Raw genomic sequence first — 16,041 nt, forward strand, 5'->3', positions numbered from 1 at the left:
CGGCATGCAGCTCAAGCTCGACGGGCTCGACGCGCACCTGCGGCAGGCGAAGGCCAAGGGCCTGGCGCCGTTGTATGTGGTGCATGGCGACGAGCACCTGCTGGTGCTGGAAGCCGTCGACCGCCTGCGCGCGACGGCGCGCGAAGCCGGTTTTTCCGAACGCGAGGTGCTGGTTGCCGAGCGCGGTTTCCACTGGGGCCAGCTGGTCGAGGCGCAGCAGTCCATGTCGCTGTTCGGCGATCGCAAGATCGTTGAACTGCGCATCCCGTCGGGCAAGCCCGGCAAGGACGGCGGCGAGGCGCTGCGCGCCGTGGCCGCCCAGCCGTCTCCAGACGTGGTGCTGCTGGTGACGCTGCCGCGGCTGGATTTTGCCGCGTCCAAGTCGGCCTGGTTCCAGGCGCTGGAAGGCGCCGGCGTGTCGATCAAGGTCGACACCGTGGACCGTACCCGGCTGCCGGCCTGGGTCGGCGAGCGACTGTCGCTGCAGCAGCAGCGCGTGGAGGGCGGCGAGCCGGGCCGGCGTGCGCTGCAGTTCATCGCCGACAAGGTCGAAGGCAACCTGCTGGCGGCGCACCAGGAAATCCAGAAGCTGGGGCTGCTGTACCCGTCCGGCGAACTTACCTTCGACCAGGTGCACGATGCGGTGCTGAACGTGGCCCGCTACGATGTGTTCAAGCTGTCGGAATCGATGCTCTCGGGCGACGTGCCGCGGCTGGTGCGCATGCTCGAAGGGCTGCGCGGCGAGGGCGAGGCCACGGTGCTGGTGTTGTGGGCGCTGACCGAGGAAATTCGCGTATTATCCAAGGTCCGGCACGGGCTGGCGGCCGGCAAGCCGGCGGGCGTGCTGATGCGCGAACTGCGCGTCTGGGGCCCGCGCGAGCGGCTGGTGCCGCAAGCCGCGCAGCGCCTGGCGCAGCCAAGGCTGGAGGCGGCGCTGGCACTGGCGGCGCGGCTGGACCGCCAGGTCAAGGGCCTGTCGGACCTGCCGCCACCGGGCGGCAGCCCGCTGCCGGCGGAACCATGGGACGGGCTGCAGCAGCTTGCCCTGATGATCGCGCGCTGACGACGCATCTCTACAAGTTTGCTTCCCCTGCCGCACGCGGCGGAGGAACGAAAAACACACTGACGGCCACCACCCAGGGCCACTGACATGAACGAGCTCGACCTCAACCAATACATGGACCGCGTCGGCCGCCAGGCCCGCGCGGCGTCGCGCGCCATGGCGCGTGCCTCGACCGCCGACAAGAACCGTGCGCTGCTGACCATCGCCGCGGCCATCCGCCGCGATGCCGACAAGCTCAAGGCAGTCAATGCGCGCGATGTCGAGCGCGCCCGCGCCAACGGCCAGGACGACGCCTTTGTCGACCGCCTGACGCTGTCGGACAAGGCCATTGCCACCATGGCCGCGGGCCTGGAGCAGATCGCCGCGCTGGCCGACCCGATCGGCGAGATCTCGAACATGAAGTTCCGTCCGACCGGCATCCAGGTCGGGCAGATGCGCGTGCCGCTGGGCGTGATCGGCATCATCTACGAGTCGCGCCCGAACGTGACCATCGATGCCGCGGCGCTGTGCCTGAAGTCGGGCAACGCCACCATCCTGCGCGGCGGTTCCGAGGCGATCGAATCCAATACCGCGCTGGCCGCGCTGGTGGCCGAGGGCCTGTCCGCGGCCGGCCTGCCGTCCGAGGCGGTGCAGGTGATCGAGACCACCGACCGCGCCGCGGTGGGCCGGCTGATCACCATGACCGAGTACGTCGATGTGATCGTGCCGCGCGGCGGCAAGAGCCTGATCGCGCGGCTGATGGAAGAAGCCCGCGTGCCGATGATCAAGCACCTGGACGGCATCTGCCACGTCTATATCGACGCCGATGCCGACCTGGACAAGGCCGTGCGCGTCTGCGACAACGCCAAGACCCAGCGCTATGCGCCGTGCAACACCATGGAGACGCTGCTGGTGTCGCGGGACATCGCCGCCGCCGCGTTGCCGCCGCTGTGCCGCATCTACCAGGAGAAGGGCGTCGAGCTGCGCGTGTGCCCGGCCACCCGCGCCACGCTGGAAGCGGCTGGCTTCACCGGCCTGGTCGATGCCGCCGAGGAAGACTGGCGCCTGGAATACCTGGCCCCGATCCTGGCCATCAAGACCGTCGCCGGCCTGGACGAGGCCGTTGCCCATATCAACGAATACGGCTCGCACCATACCGATTCGATCATCACCGAGAACTACTCGGCGGGCATGCGCTTTATCCGCGAGGTCGATTCCGCCAGCGTGATGATCAATGCCTCGACCCGCTTCGCCGATGGCTTCGAATACGGCCTGGGCGCCGAGATCGGCATCTCCAACGACAAGCTGCACGCACGCGGGCCGGTCGGGCTGGAAGGGCTGACCTCGCTTAAGTACGTGGTGTTCGGGCACGGCGAGATCCGTACCTGAGCTGCACCGACGGCGCCAACAATAACAACCGTTCTCACACGCCTGCCTGCCGATGCTCTGGGTCAAAGCGCTGCATATCGTCTTCGTGGTCTCGTGGTTCGCCGGCCTGTTCTACCTGCCCCGCATCTTCGTCAACTTGGCGATGGAAACCGATGCCGCCAGCACGCAGCGCCTGCTGCTGATGGCGCGCAAGCTGTTCCGCTTCATGACCATGCTGGCGGTGCCGGCGGTGGTGTTCGGGCTGTGGCTGTACCTGGGCTACGGCATCGGCCGCGGCGCGGGGCAGGGGTGGATGCATGCCAAGCTGGCGCTGGTGCTGGTGCTGATTGGCTACCACCACGGCTGCGGCGTGCTGCTGCGCAAGTTCGAGGCGGGCCGCAATACGCGCTCGCACAAGTTTTATCGCTGGTTCAACGAACTGCCGGTGCTGGTGCTGCTGGCGGTGGTGATCCTGGTGGTCGTCAAGCCGTTCTGAGCCTGGCGCCCGGTCTGTTGTTGCCTATCCTGTTGCGGAACCGAAATGAGCAAGCTGGTTGACTATTACCTGACGCCGCAGTCGCCGTTCGTCTACCTGGGCCATGCGCGCTTTGCCGCCATCGCCGAGCGCCACGGCGCGCAGGTGAACCTGAAGCCGTGCGACCTGGGCAAAGTGTTCACTGTCTCCGGCGGGCTGCCCCTGTCGCAGCGCCCGCCGCAGCGCCAGGCCTATCGCCTGGTGGAGCTGGCGCGCTGGAGCGCATTCCTGGACATGCCGCTGCATCTGCAGCCGACCTTCTTCCCGGTGTCGGGCGACGCGGCCAGCAAGCTGATCATCGCCGCGCAGCTGGCGCACGGCACCGCGCGCGCCATGCAGCTGACCGGCGCGATCGGCGCGGCGGTGTGGGCGCAGCAGCGCAATATCGCCGATGCCGCCACGCTGGCGCAGATCGCCGACGAAACCGGCCTTGACGGCGCCAGCCTGCTCAAGGCCAGCGAGGCGCAGTCGGTGCAGGCGGCTTATGCGCAGAACACCCAGGACGCGATTTCGGCCGGTGTGTTCGGCGCGCCGTGGTACGTGCATGACGGCCAGCCCTTCTGGGGCCAGGACCGGCTCGACTTCCTCGACCGCGCCCTGGCGGCAGGTTGATCTAAGCTATCTGATATATCCCGTCCGCCACGGCGGACGTTTTTGTTTGCAGGAATCCCATCTCATGACCCAAGCCTTCTTTGCCCCTTGCCCGCGCGGCCTGGAGAGCGCGCTCGCCGAAGAACTGCGCGAGATCGCCGCGCTGCCGGGCATGGCCGCGCTGGCGCCGTTCGCGGTGCACCAGGAGGTGCCGGGCGGCGTCAATTTCTCGGGCGAGATGGCCGCTGCCTATGCGGTCAACCTGCATTCGCGCATTGCCAGCCGGGTGCTGATGCGCGTGGCCGCGCGCGGCTATCGGCATGAGGACGACATCTATACGCTTGCGCGCGGCGTGCGCTGGGAGCAATGGTTTTCGCCCGACGAATCGCTGCGCGTGGACATCACCTCGCACAAATCGCCGCTGCGCAGCCTGAATTTCACCGCGCTGCGCGTCAAGGACGGCGTCTGCGATGCCATGCGCGAGCGCCTGGGCGCGCGCCCCAGCGTGGATACCGTCAGCCCGGATGTGCGTATCTATGCCCACCTGACCGAGCGCGACTGCACGCTGTACCTCGACACCACCGGCGAGCCGCTGTTCAAGCGCGGCTGGCGTACCGAGAAGGGCGAGGCACCGCTGAAGGAAAACCTGGCCGCCGGCATCCTGCGCCTGGCCGGCTGGGTACCGGGGCAGACCTTCAGGCCCTTCTACGACCCGATGTGCGGCAGCGGCACCTTCCTGATCGAGGCCGCGCAGGTGGCGCTGGGCATTGCCCCGGGCGGCAGCCGCAGCTTTGCCTTCGAATGGCTCAAGGGCATGGATACCAAGGCCTGGCAGAAGCTGAAGTCGGACGCGCAGCGCACCCGCATGCTGGCTTCGGCCGATGAGCTCCAGGTGGTCGGCTCGGACATCTCCACCGACATGCTGGCGATCACGCGCGCCAACTGGGAACGCGCCGGCCTGCCGGGCGAGGCCCGCACCAAGCAGGTGGACGCGCGCTTCGTGCAGCCGCCCTATGAGGAACCGGGTTTGCTGTTGATGAATCCCCCGTACGGCGAGCGGATCGCGGTGCGCGGACAGCGCCGCGCGCCCGAGGAAGAGATGCCGCGCGACGAGGTGGAAGAGGCCGCGGCCAACCAGTTTGCCAGCGCCTTTGCCACCACCCTGAAGCAGCATTTCTCGGGCTGGCAGGCGTGGGTATTTACCGGCGACCTGGGCTTCCCGCGCCGGCTGCGGCTGAAGGAGTCGCGCCGCACGCCGCTCTATAACGGCAATATCGAGTGCCGGCTGTTCCGCTTTGACATGGTGCGCGGCGCCAACCGGGCGCCGCAGGCGGACTGACCGCGCCCGGGCGGGCGCTCAGGGGCGCTTGCGCCCCGTCAGCGCGTCCGGATTGCGGCCGAAGTCCGCCAGGAAGCTCTGCAGGCTGACCACCGGCTCCTGCAGCAGGTGGCGCGGCAGGTCGAACAGTGCGTAGAAGAACTCTTCATTGCCTTCGCAGCGCTCGGCCGGCAGGCAGTATTGCTCCCAGTCCACGCAGGCCGGCGTGTACATGCCGTTGCCGGGCCAGAAGAACGGCACCAGGCGGCCTTCGCGCAGGCCTTCGATCAGCGCGGCGGGGGCGTCGTAGGCTTCGGCCGACTCAACCTGCGTCATCAGCCCGGCGCGGGTCTCGATCACCATCAGCGTGGCATGGCCCTGCGCGGTCAGCAGCAGGATGCCGGCCGGGTTGGGGTACAGGTAGTACTCGACAAAGCCATAGCGGGCAATAAGCTGGCGCACGCGCTCGGTGATGGCCGGATCGGACAGGAACGAGAACGAATGCCGCGTCAGCAGCTCGCGAAGCGTGCGCGACAGCGTGGCGAAGTACGCCTGCTGCATCGCGTCGATTTCCTGGTCCAGCCGCTCCACCATATTGCTGTCGTGCTTCTTCACGTAGCGGTCGATCAGCCCGTGGTTGAAGCCCTGCACGGCAATGCTCTCGTCGGCGGTGCCGGTCAGCAGGATGGTCTTGCAGGGCAGGTCCTGCAGCGCCTGGCAGAACTCCAGCCCGTCCATTTGCGGCATCGAATAGTCGACCACCACCACGCCCGGCTGCAGGAAACGCTTGAAGTCGTGGATCTGGCGGTAGATGCGGTCGATGTCGAGCTGCACGGTGCGCCGCTCGGTCAGGAAGGTCAGGTCGTCATGCGTCACACGCACCGGCAGGAAGCCCGGGAAGCGGGTGGCATAGGCTTCGCGGATCCATTGCAGCGCTTCACGCGGGTCGGTGAAGGTGATCACCGCGCGCGAGGCATCCATCTGGAACGCCAGGCTGTCGATAAACGACTTGCTGTCATCGACCAGGACGGTCAGGACCGGGTGATGGAAGACCGACAGGTTCCTGTCGTGCGGGTTGAAGGTCATGGAGCGGCGGGCAGGGGTTCGGCACATGCATGGCGCAAGCTGCAAGCCAGCATGCGTATTCGCAGCCCAGTATAGCGCGCCGCGGCTGCCTTGCAAGGCACGCCTCGCTGCCGTGGCCGCTTGCGGCAGGGCAGCAAAAGAGGGCGGCGGCAGTCCGGGGGAGCGCGGCGGCTGGAACGGCCCGCGGCAGGGCCGGGGAGGCCCCGGCCTGCGCGGGCACGGCGGGGTTCCGGCCTTAGTCGACTGCCTTGAACATGTCTTCGACCACCTTCTTGGCGTCGCCGAACACCATCATGGTCTTGTCCATGTAGAACAGCTCGTTGTCCAGCCCGGCGTAGCCGGCGGCCATCGAACGCTTGTTGACGATGATGGTCTTGGCCTTGTAGGCCTCCAGGATCGGCATGCCTGCGATCGGCGACTTGGGGTCGGTCTTGGCCGCCGGGTTGACCACGTCGTTGGCGCCCAGCACCAGCACCACGTCCGCCTGGCCGAACTCGCTGTTGATGTCTTCCATCTCGAAGACCTGGTCGTACGGCACCTCGGCCTCGGCCAGCAGCACGTTCATATGGCCGGGCATGCGGCCCGCCACCGGGTGGATCGCGTATTTCACGGTCACGCCCTTTTCCGCCAGCTTTTCGGTCAGTTCCTTGAGCGCGTGTTGGGCGCGCGCAACGGCCAGACCGTAGCCCGGCACGATGATCACGGTCTCGGCATTGCCCATCAAGAAGGCGGCGTCGTCGGCCGAACCCGATTTCACATTGCGCTGCGCCTGCGCGCCGGCGGCCGCGCCTGCCGACGCGTCGCCGCCGAAGCCGCCCAGGATCACGTTGAAGAACGAGCGGTTCATCGCCTTGCACATGATGTACGAGAGGATGGCACCGGACGAACCCACCAGCGAGCCCGCGATGATCAGCATCGGGTTGTTCAGCGAGAAGCCGATGCCCGCCGCCGCCCAGCCCGAGTACGAGTTCAGCATCGACACCACCACCGGCATGTCGGCGCCGCCGATCGGGATGATGATCAGCACGCCCAGCACGAAGGCGATCGCCAGCATGATCAGGAACGGCAGCCAGTCCTGCGACAGGAAGAAGATGACGCCGAAGCCCACCATCGCCACTGCCAGCAGCAGGTTCAGCCAGTGCTGGCCGGCAAACACCACCGGCGCGCCCTGGAACAGGCGGAACTTGTAGCGCCCGGCCAGCTTGCCAAAGGCGATCACCGAGCCCGAGAAGGTGATGGCGCCGACAAAGCAGCCAATGAACAGCTCGATGCGGTTGCCCAGCGGGATCAGGTGCGAGCCTGCCGGCGTGATGCCGAACGCCGCCGGTTCGGCGACTGCCGCCACCGCGATGAACACCGCCGCCAGACCGATCAGCGAGTGCATCGCCGCCACCAGTTCCGGCATCTTGGTCATCTCGACCTTTTTCGCCACATAGGCGCCAATGCCGCCACCCACCACCAGCGCGCCGAAAATCAGCGCAAGGCCCGAGCCCACCGACGACTGGGCCGTGCCGGCCGCCAGGAAGTCATTCTTGAGCTTGACGATCAGGGCCAGCGTGGTCACCACGGCAATGGCCATGCCGATCATGCCGAAGGCATTGCCCTTGCGCGCCGAGGCCGGGTGCGACAGCCCCTTGAGCGCCTGGATGAAACACACCGAGGCCACCAGGTAGAGCAGGGTGACCAGGTTCATGCTGACAAGACCCGTCATCACGCGCCCTCCTTGGCCAGTGCCGGCTTGGCCTCAGGCGCCTTGGCCTTCGGTTCCTTCTTCTTGAACATCTCCAGCATGCGCTGGGTGACCAGGAAGCCGCCGAACACATTGACCGCGGCCAGCGCCACCGCCAGCGTGCCCATCACGCGCCCGACGCCACCTTCGGTCAGGCCCGCCGCGAGCATGGCGCCAACGATGATGATGGCCGATATCGCGTTGGTCACCGCCATCAGGGGTGTATGCAGGGCTGGCGTGACCGTCCAGACCACGTGGTAACCCACGTAGATCGCCAGCACGAAGATGATCAGGTTGATCACCGTGTGGTTCACCATCTCCATCGACTTCTCCTCCGTTGCTTTGAATCCGGGATGCGGCGTTTTGCTGTGTTTTTTCTTTGCTGCATTACGGCGTGCCAAGGGTCAGTGGCTCTGACTGACCGACGGCGCGCTCCCTCTTCCGCTTGCGGGAGAGGGGGGCAAAAGCAGCGGGCGCACGGCGCCCTTGGAAATTAAGCCGCCTCGCGCACGACCTGGCCGTCCCTGCACATCAGGCACGCCGCGACGATGTCGTCCTCAAGGTTCAGCGCGAACTGGCCGTCCTTGTCGACGACCAGCTTGAGGAAATCCAGCACGTTGCGGGCGTAGAGTGCCGAGGCGTCGGCCGCGACCATGCTGGCCAGGTTGGTGTGCCCGATGATGATGACGCCGTTGTGGTTGACCACCTCGTCGGCCACCGTCAGCGGGCAGTTGCCGCCCTGCGCGGCGGCCAGGTCCACCACCACCGAGCCCGGCTTCATCTGCGCCACGGTCGCTTCCTGCAGCAGCACCGGCGCCTTGCGGCCCGGGATCAGCGCGGTCGTGATGACGATGTCGGCCTGGGTCGCGCGCTGGTGCACCAGCTCGGCCTGGCGCTTCATCCAGTCCGGCGGCATCGGGCGGGCATAGCCGCCCACGCCCTGGGCGATCTCGCGCTCTTCGTCGGTGAGGAACGGCACGTCGAGGAACTTGCCGCCCAGCGATTCGATCTGCTCCTTGACCGCGGGGCGCACGTCGGAGGCTTCGATCACCGCGCCCAGCCGCTTGGCCGTGGCAATGGCCTGCAGGCCCGCCACGCCCGCGCCCAGGATCAGCACGCGCGCGGCCTTGACGGTGCCGGCGGCGGTCATCAGCATCGGCATGAAGCGCTGGTAGTGGTGCGCGGCCACCAGCACGGCCTTGTAGCCGGCGATGTTGGCCTGCGACGACAGCACGTCCATGCTCTGCGCGCGCGTGGTGCGCGGCGCGGCTTCGAGCGCGAAGGCGGTGATGTTCGCGGCGGACATGCGCGCGTTGTTCTCGGCATCGAAGGGATTGAGCATGCCGACCAGTACGGTGCCTGGCTTCATCTGCGCGAGCTCGGTGGCGTCCGGTGCGCGCACCTTGAGCACCAGTTGCGCACCGAATGCCTCGGCGGCGCTGCCGATGGTGGCGCCGACCGCCTCATACGCGCTGTCGGGCTGGCTGGCGCTCAGGCCGGCACCGGCCTGCACGACTACCTTGTGGCCCTGGGCGACGTATTTCTTGACGGTCTCCGGGGTGGCGGCGACGCGAGTCTCGCCGGCCCGCGTCTCCTGCGGGATGCCGATGTACATCGTCGATTTCTCCTTTAGCTGGCGTCTTGTCTGGTTGGGCGGACCGACGTCTGGTCCGGGGCGCCGAGGTTTAAGCCGCAGCGCACAATTTTTTCGCAGCTTACAGGAATCTGACGCTCTATGGTGACCGGCCGGTCGGCTTTTGGCGCGACCGCCAAAACGGGGGGTGCAGCGCCTGCGTGGCTCCCTGGCCCGGATTTCAGGCGGCGCCCGTGGCGCTGCACGATGGGCCCGCAACCGGTAGAATGCGGGATTGCCTAAAAATTGAGCATCATGTCAAGTGATTGGAATGCCAGCGTGACCGTTGCCGCCGTGATCGAACGCGGCGGCCGCTTCCTGCTGGTAGAAGAGGAAACCGCCGACGGGCTGCGCCTGAACCAGCCCGCCGGGCACCTGGACCCGGGCGAAAGCCTGGTCCGCGCCGTGATCCGCGAAACCCTGGAAGAAACCGCGCACACCTTCGAGCCGCGCGCGCTGCTGGGTTGCTACATGGGCCGCTCGCTGTCGTCGCGCACCGGCACCGACGTGACCTATGTGCGCTTTGCCTTTACCGGCGACCTGGGCTCGCTCGATGCGGGCCGCCAGCTCGACACCGGCATCGTGCGCACGGTCTGGATGAGCGCGGAAGAGCTGCGCGCCTGCCCGGAACGCCACCGTTCCCCGCTGGTGATGGCCTGCGTGGATGACTACCTGGCCGGCAAGCGTTTTGCGCTGGACGCGCTGTACACGCACCCGTCGGTGCTGCAAGCGGGGGCGCAGTCGTGAGCGGTGCGGGAAAACGTGTTGTCGTGGGCATGTCGGGCGGGGTCGATTCGTCGGTCACCGCATGGCTGCTCAAGCAGCAGGGCTACGAGGTCATCGGCCTGTTCATGAAGAACTGGGAAGACGATGACGACAGCGAGTACTGCTCGACGCGCCAGGACTGGCTGGACGTGGTGTCGGTGGCCGACCTGATCGGCGTCGACGTGGAGGCGGTCAACTTCGCCGCCGAGTACAAGGACCGCGTCTTTGCCGATTTCCTGCGCGAATACTCGGCCGGCCGCACGCCCAACCCGGATGTGCTGTGCAATGCCGAGATCAAGTTCAAGGCCTTTCTCGACCATGCCATGTCGCTGGGCGCGCAGACCATCGCCACCGGCCACTATGCGCGCGTGCGCCAGAACGCGGCCGGCCGCTTCGAGCTGCTCAAGGCGCTGGACCATACCAAGGACCAGAGCTATTTCCTGCACCGGCTGAACCAGGCGCAGCTGTCGCGCACGCTGTTCCCGCTGGGCGAGATCCCCAAGACGCGCGTGCGCGAGATCGCCGCCGAGATCGGCCTGCCGAACGCGAAGAAGAAGGATTCGACCGGCATCTGCTTTATCGGCGAGCGCCCGTTCCGCGATTTCCTGAACCGCTACCTGCCGACCAGGCCGGGCCCGATGAAGACGCCCGAGGGCAAGGTGGTGGGCGAGCATATCGGCCTGGCCTTCTACACGCTGGGCCAGCGCAAGGGCATCGGCCTGGGCGGCAGCCGCGACGGCAACGGCGACGCCTGGTACGTGGCGCGCAAGGATATGGCGAACAATACGCTTTACGTGGTGCAGGGCCACGACCACCCGTGGCTGCTGACGCCAGTGCTGAGCGCGTCGGACCTGTCCTGGGTGGCGGGCGAACCGCCTGCCGCGGGCGCGGCGATGGCGGCCAAGACGCGCTACCGCCAGAGCGATGCGGCGTGCACGGTGCAGGCGGTGGACAACGACGCGCTGACGCTCGGGTTTGCCGAGGCACAGTGGGCGGTCACGCCCGGCCAGTCGGCGGTGCTGTACGACGGCGATATCTGCCTGGGTGGCGGCATCATCCAGTAAGGCCTGCCACGCCATCAATAAAACACCCGCTTGATGCGGGTGTTTTTCCTTGAGCGGCAGGGGGCTTCAGCCGCGCGGCGGCGCGGTGTCGATGAACGACTGCCGCTTCGACAGCTTTTCTTCCAGCGCCGCCAGGTTGTGATGGCGCTCGCGCCAGGCGATATCGGGGAAGCGGAAGTCCAGGTAGGACAGCGCGCAGCCTACCGCCACATCGGCCAGCGAATAGTGGATGCCGGTGCAGAAGGGGCGGTCGGCCAGGCCGTGCGCCATGGCCACCAGTGCCGCGTCGATCTTGCCGCGCTGGCGCTGCACCCAACGCTCGCTGCGCTCGTGCGGCTCGCGCTGGGTTGCTTCCAGGCGCACCAGCAGCGCGGCGTCGAGCAGGCCGTCGGCCAGCGCTTCCCAGCACCGGACTTCCAGGCGTTCGCGCCCGCCCTGCGGGATCATGCGGCTGACCGGCGTCAGGGTGTCGACATATTCGACGATCACGCGCGAATCAAAGATTGCGCCGCCGTCTTCCATGACCAGGCAAGGCACCTTGCCAAGCGGGTTGTACTGGCCGATCTTCGTCTCGGGCGACCAGACATCCTCTTCGATGAGCTGGCACTCGATCTTTTTCTCCGCCATTACCACGCGCACCTTGCGCGCGTAGGGACTGGTCCGGGATGCATACAGCTTCATGTTCTCCCCTTGAGCTTGTTATGAAGTGCATCGTCGCTCGGTGGCAGTGGCAACGCCGGGGAGGGCGGGGGGCTTGCCCGATGCACTTCATAACAGGCTACTGGAACGGCGTGCGCGAGTATACCCGTGGCGCCTGGGGAATGCGGGCTCGCGCACCGAAGTCCCGCGGCCGTGCTTGACCGCTGCCCCTGAGCGGGGGCAGGGATGGTAAAATCCCGCATTGCGCAGCGCCGGCACCGGTGCCGCGTGCGCGGGCGGGCCTGCCGGTGCGGCGCTTTGGACGCATCGGGCCATCGTTCCCGCCCCCCAACGCTGACAGCGCTGGCCCCCGCGGCGCTGCTTGCACGTCGCCTTCTTCTACTCCTCCCTTTTCCCGGTTTCCAGCATGACCTCCTCTTCGCTTTCGCCGCTCACCGCCCTGTCCCCGATCGATGGCCGTTATGCCGCCAAGGCCGATGCGCTGCGCGAATGGCTGTCCGAGGCGGCATTCATGCGCAACCGCGTCAAGGTCGAGGTGCACTGGCTGATCGCGCTGTCGCAGGCCGGCCTGCCCGACATGCCCAAATTTTCGCCCGCGTCCGAGGCCGCACTGCTGGCGCTGGTGGACAAGTTCAGCGAGGCCGACGCCGCCCGCATCAAGGAAATCGAAGCCGTCACCAACCATGACGTGAAGGCGGTCGAGTACTGGCTCAAGGAACAGGTCAAGGGCAACGCCGAGCTGGAAGCCGCCAGCGAGTTCATCCACTTCGCCTGCACCTCGGAAGACATCAACAACACCTCGCACGGCATGATGCTCAAGGGCGCCCGCGAAAGCGTGGTGGTGCCGGCGCTCGAGCGCGTGCATGCCCGCCTGGTGGAACTGGCCAAACTGAATGCGGCCCAGCCGATGCTGTCGCGCACCCACGGCCAGCCGGCCAGCCCGACCACGCTGGGCAAGGAAATGGCCAACGTGGCCGCGCGCCTGGCGCGCGCGATCCAGCGCATCGAGCAGGTCGAGCTGCTGGGCAAGATGAACGGTGCCGTGGGCAACTACAACGCTCACCTGTCGGCCTACCCGACCTTCGACTGGGAAGCCTTCTCGAAGCAGGTCATCGAGACCCGCCTGGGCCTGAGCTTCAACCCCTACACCATCCAGATCGAGCCGCACGACTACATGGCCGAGCTGTTCGACGCGATCGCCCGCGCCAACACCATCCTGCTCGACCTGAACCGCGACGTCTGGGGCTATATCTCGCAGGGCTACTTCAAGCAGAAGACCAAGGCCGGCGAAATCGGCTCGTCGACCATGCCGCACAAGGTCAACCCGATCGATTTCGAGAACTCCGAAGGCAACCTGGGCCTGGCCAATGCCGTGCTGCGCCACCTGTCCGAGAAGCTGCCGCTGTCGCGCTGGCAGCGCGACCTGACCGACTCGACCGTGCTGCGCAATATCGGCGTGGCCTTCGGCTACAGCCTGCTGGCCTACGAGGCATGCCTGCGCGGCCTGGGCAAGCTGGAGACCAACCCCGAGCGCCTCAACGAAGACCTGGACAACTGCTGGGAAGTGCTGGCCGAGCCGGTGCAGACCGTGATGCGCCGCTTTGGCGTGCCCAACCCGTACGAGCAGCTCAAGGAGCTGACCCGCGGCAAGGGTATCTCGCGCGAGGCGCTGCAGACCTTCATCAGCGGCCTGGCCATCCCGGACGACGCCAAGAAGCTGCTGCTGGAGATGACTCCCGGCAGCTACATCGGTAAGGCCGCGGTGCTCGCTGAGCGTATCTGACATCACATGTGGCGCCCTGGCCCGGGCGTTGTACAGGAAAAGCCATCCACCAGGATGGCTTTTTTGCTTTTCCGGGCTGGCCGGCAAGGGGCGCCGCGTCTTTGTGCCGCTTGCGGCAGAATGTCGCTTCAAAGCATTTGAATAACTTAATGAAGGACTGTCCTGCATCGGCGCACGTCCGCCCGCAATAATGCGAGAATCTTAAGCGCACGGGCAGGCTTGCCCCTGCCCGCAGCTTCCCCAAAATTGTGAAACGCCCGTGCCATGGGCGAGAGGATTCCGATGCGTTCTACCGCCAATGCCCCCGCTGGCTACGGTGCTACCGCGATTGCCCTGCATTGGGTCATTGCGCTGGCAATCTTTGCCGCGTTCGGGCTGGGCCTGTACATGACCGACATTCCGGGGCTGACGCCGACCAAGCTCAAGCTCTACTCCTGGCACAAGTGGCTGGGCGTGACGATCTTCGCCGTCGCCGTGCTGCGCGTGCTGTGGCGGGCTACCCATGCGGCCCCGCCGGTAGTCGCCGGCACCCCGGCCTGGCAGGCCAGGGCCGCGGCTGGCGCCCACCACCTGCTGTACCTGCTGATCGTGATCGTCCCGATCACCGGCTACCTCTACAGCTCGGCCGCGGGCGTGCCGGTGGTGTACCTGGGCCTGTGGAAGATGCCGGCGCTGCTGGAAAAGAACGACGAACTGAAGGACGTGCTGAAGTTCGCCCATGTCTGGCTGAACTACCTGATGTCGGCCGTGGTCGTTGTCCATGCGGCCGCTGCGGTGAAGCACCAGTTCGTCGACCGCGACGGCACGCTGGGCCGGATGCTGCCGTTCCTGCGCTGAGCCAGGCAACCGCCCAATTTTTTCGTACCGCGGCGCCGCGGCGCCGACCCTGACAGGAGTCTTCTGAGATGAAACGCAATTCCCGCCGCGGCTCGCTGGTCATCGCCGCCGTCCTGGCCGCCACTGGCATCGCCGCCAACCTGGCCTGGGCCCAGGTCGATGCAGCCAAGAGCTCGGTAACCGCGGTCGCGCGCCAGATCGGCGTGCCGATGGAAGGCAAGTTCAAGAAATTCGATGCCGCCGTCAGCTTCGACCCGGCCAAGCTGGCGACCTCGTCGGCCAAGGTCGAGATCGATGTGGCCAGCTTCGAGATCGGCGATGCCGAGACCAGCAAGGAAGTGAGGGGCAAGGACTGGTTCGACGCCGCCAAGTACCCCAAGGCGGTGTTCCAGTCCACCAGCATCAAGAACGGCACGCCGGGCAAGTACGACGTGGCCGGCAAGCTGACTATCAAGGGCAAGACCGTGGACGTGGTGGTGCCTGCCACCTACCGCCAGGAAGGCGCCGTGCAGGTGTTCGAGGGCGCGCTGCCGATCAAGCGCACCGCGTTCAATATCGGCGACGGCGAATGGAAGGACACTTCCGTGGTGGCCGACGACGTCCAGATCAAATTCCGTATCGTGCTGGCCAGGAAGTAAGGCCGGCATTCCGCTGACGTACCCCGGACGTACCTGAAACGTGCGTCCCAACCTGATTTGTCCGGAGATTTCATGAAACTGCGTTCCCTCGTTGCCGCCGTCGCGGCCATTTCCGCAACCGCCGCCTTCGGCGTGGCTTCGGCCAATACCGTGACGTATAACCTCGATCCGACCCATACCTACCCGAGCTTCGAGGCCGACCACCTGGGCGGCCTGTCGACCTGGCGCGGCAAGTTCGAGAAGTCCAGCGGCGTGGTGACGCTGGACCGCGCCGCCAAGGCGGGCTCGGTCGAGGTCAAGATCGACGCGGCTTCGATCGATTTCGGCAACGCCAAGCTGAACCAGCACGCCAAGAGCGCGGACATGTTCGACGTGGAAGCCTTCCCCGAGGCCACCTACAAGGGCAAGTTCTCCAAGTTCAAGGGTGACGTGCCGACCGAGGTCGACGGCGTGCTGACCCTGCGCGGCGTGTCCAAGCCGGTCAAGCTGGAAATCCGCGACTTCAAGTGCATCCAGCACCCGATGCTCAAGCGCGAAGCCTGCGGCGCCGACGCCGTGGGCCAGTTCAACCGTGCCGATTTCGGCCTGGACTATGGCGTCAAGATGGGCTTCAAGCCCGAAGTCAAGCTCGCCATCCAGGTGGAAGGCGTGCGCGCGGACTGAGCGCGCGGCCCGCTGTGGCGGGCTCCCAGCTAGTGAAGGCCGGCCATGCCGGCCTTTTTTGTTGTCCTGCACCATCCGGGGGGCCTGCCAGGGCACTTTGTTGTACGACTTGCGACCGGCACAGTACAATGGCCCGCGGCAATCCACCTTGATCGGGGTATTGCTACTCCTGCCAAGGCGGGGGCAGCCATGCCCGCAACCGGCTATAGCGCTTCACTATGAGCATTCGCTGCATGTCCCGATACCGGTAGCCATCCTGCGACCACCTCGCCTCTCATGCTGTACCCGGCCGTTCTGCCCTGGCTGTATGGCCTGCAGCGTTTCCCGGT

The 16,041-nt window shown here is 66.5% G+C and carries 16 protein-coding genes; 11 read left to right on the forward strand and 5 right to left on the reverse strand.

From position 1 onward, the window contains the following. Positions 1-4: 4 nt before the first annotated feature. The 5 genes from holA (at position 5) to ACZ5MJ_RS01940 (ending at position 4,875) form a co-directional block, all read left to right on the forward strand. The gene (gene holA, locus ACZ5MJ_RS01920) at positions 5-1,063 is read left to right on the forward strand and encodes a DNA polymerase III subunit delta (protein ID WP_464221973.1); all 1,059 of its coding nucleotides are present in this window, start codon (positions 5-7) and stop codon (positions 1,061-1,063) included. Positions 1,064-1,150: 87 nt separating this feature from the next. Then, on the forward strand, positions 1,151-2,431 hold the full coding sequence (locus tag ACZ5MJ_RS01925) for a glutamate-5-semialdehyde dehydrogenase (RefSeq protein ID WP_464221974.1): 1,281 nt from the start codon (positions 1,151-1,153) through the stop codon (positions 2,429-2,431). Positions 2,432-2,483: 52 nt separating this feature from the next. After that, positions 2,484-2,906 carry a CopD family protein gene (locus tag ACZ5MJ_RS01930; protein ID WP_013957963.1) on the forward strand — a complete coding sequence of 141 codons (423 nt, stop codon included), beginning with the start codon at positions 2,484-2,486 and terminating at the stop codon, positions 2,904-2,906. Between the two features lie 45 nt (positions 2,907-2,951). Then, complete coding sequence (locus ACZ5MJ_RS01935; protein ID WP_464221976.1) at positions 2,952-3,557, forward strand: DsbA family protein; 606 nt, start codon at positions 2,952-2,954, stop codon at positions 3,555-3,557. Between the two features lie 64 nt (positions 3,558-3,621). After that, on the forward strand, positions 3,622-4,875 hold the full coding sequence (locus ACZ5MJ_RS01940; RefSeq protein WP_464221978.1) for a THUMP domain-containing class I SAM-dependent RNA methyltransferase: 1,254 nt from the start codon (positions 3,622-3,624) through the stop codon (positions 4,873-4,875). An 18-nt stretch (positions 4,876-4,893) separates the two neighbouring features. Here the strand turns inward: ACZ5MJ_RS01940 and ACZ5MJ_RS01945 are convergent, their stop codons facing one another. From ACZ5MJ_RS01945 to ACZ5MJ_RS01960, 4 genes are all read right to left on the reverse strand, one after another. Beyond that, the gene (locus tag ACZ5MJ_RS01945; RefSeq protein WP_464223630.1) at positions 4,894-5,940 is read right to left on the reverse strand and encodes a response regulator; all 1,047 of its coding nucleotides are present in this window, start codon (positions 5,938-5,940) and stop codon (positions 4,894-4,896) included. A gap of 235 nt (positions 5,941-6,175) precedes the next feature. Then, positions 6,176-7,651: an NAD(P)(+) transhydrogenase (Re/Si-specific) subunit beta gene (locus ACZ5MJ_RS01950; RefSeq protein ID WP_464223632.1), complete on the reverse strand. Its 1,476-nt coding sequence runs from the start codon at positions 7,649-7,651 to the stop codon at positions 6,176-6,178. Then, positions 7,651-7,992 carry an NAD(P) transhydrogenase subunit alpha part 2 gene (locus ACZ5MJ_RS01955; protein WP_035817213.1) on the reverse strand — a complete coding sequence of 114 codons (342 nt, stop codon included), beginning with the start codon at positions 7,990-7,992 and terminating at the stop codon, positions 7,651-7,653. Before ACZ5MJ_RS01955 ends, ACZ5MJ_RS01950 begins: the two co-directional genes overlap by 1 nt. Positions 7,993-8,162: 170 nt before the next feature. Beyond that, positions 8,163-9,284 (reverse strand): Re/Si-specific NAD(P)(+) transhydrogenase subunit alpha, encoded by a 1,122-nt coding sequence (locus ACZ5MJ_RS01960; protein ID WP_464221983.1) that lies wholly within the window; start codon positions 9,282-9,284, stop codon positions 8,163-8,165. 273 nt (positions 9,285-9,557) lie between these two features. On the opposite strand from ACZ5MJ_RS01960, the gene ACZ5MJ_RS01965 reads away from it, so the two are divergent. Together ACZ5MJ_RS01965 and mnmA are read left to right on the forward strand one after the other, a co-directional pair. Beyond that, positions 9,558-10,049, forward strand: a complete 492-nt coding sequence (locus ACZ5MJ_RS01965) for an NUDIX hydrolase (RefSeq protein WP_464221984.1) — start codon at positions 9,558-9,560, stop codon at positions 10,047-10,049. Further along, positions 10,046-11,131 carry a tRNA 2-thiouridine(34) synthase MnmA gene (gene mnmA / locus ACZ5MJ_RS01970; RefSeq protein ID WP_464221985.1) on the forward strand — a complete coding sequence of 362 codons (1,086 nt, stop codon included), beginning with the start codon at positions 10,046-10,048 and terminating at the stop codon, positions 11,129-11,131. The genes ACZ5MJ_RS01965 and mnmA overlap by 4 nt, the downstream gene beginning before the upstream one ends. Positions 11,132-11,197: 66 nt before the next feature. Here mnmA and ACZ5MJ_RS01975 read toward each other — a convergent pair whose 3' ends face one another. After that, on the reverse strand, positions 11,198-11,812 hold the full coding sequence (locus tag ACZ5MJ_RS01975; protein ID WP_464221988.1) for a glutathione S-transferase N-terminal domain-containing protein: 615 nt from the start codon (positions 11,810-11,812) through the stop codon (positions 11,198-11,200). Positions 11,813-12,197: 385 nt separating this feature from the next. Here ACZ5MJ_RS01975 and purB point away from each other — a divergent pair, with 385 nt between their 5' ends. The 4 genes from purB (at position 12,198) to ACZ5MJ_RS01995 (ending at position 15,712) form a co-directional block, all read left to right on the forward strand. Next, entirely contained in the window at positions 12,198-13,574 is a 1,377-nt protein-coding gene (purB, locus tag ACZ5MJ_RS01980) for an adenylosuccinate lyase (RefSeq protein ID WP_464221989.1), read from the forward strand. A gap of 282 nt (positions 13,575-13,856) precedes the next feature. Continuing rightward, positions 13,857-14,411 (forward strand): cytochrome b, encoded by a 555-nt coding sequence (locus tag ACZ5MJ_RS01985; protein ID WP_464221990.1) that lies wholly within the window; start codon positions 13,857-13,859, stop codon positions 14,409-14,411. Between the two features lie 68 nt (positions 14,412-14,479). Next, entirely contained in the window at positions 14,480-15,049 is a 570-nt protein-coding gene (locus ACZ5MJ_RS01990; RefSeq protein ID WP_464221991.1) for a YceI family protein, read from the forward strand. Between the two features lie 72 nt (positions 15,050-15,121). Then, positions 15,122-15,712 (forward strand): YceI family protein, encoded by a 591-nt coding sequence (locus ACZ5MJ_RS01995; RefSeq protein ID WP_115012955.1) that lies wholly within the window; start codon positions 15,122-15,124, stop codon positions 15,710-15,712. Positions 15,713-16,041 lie beyond the last annotated feature (329 nt).

The organism is Cupriavidus sp. LA-1, from assembly GCF_055385985.1.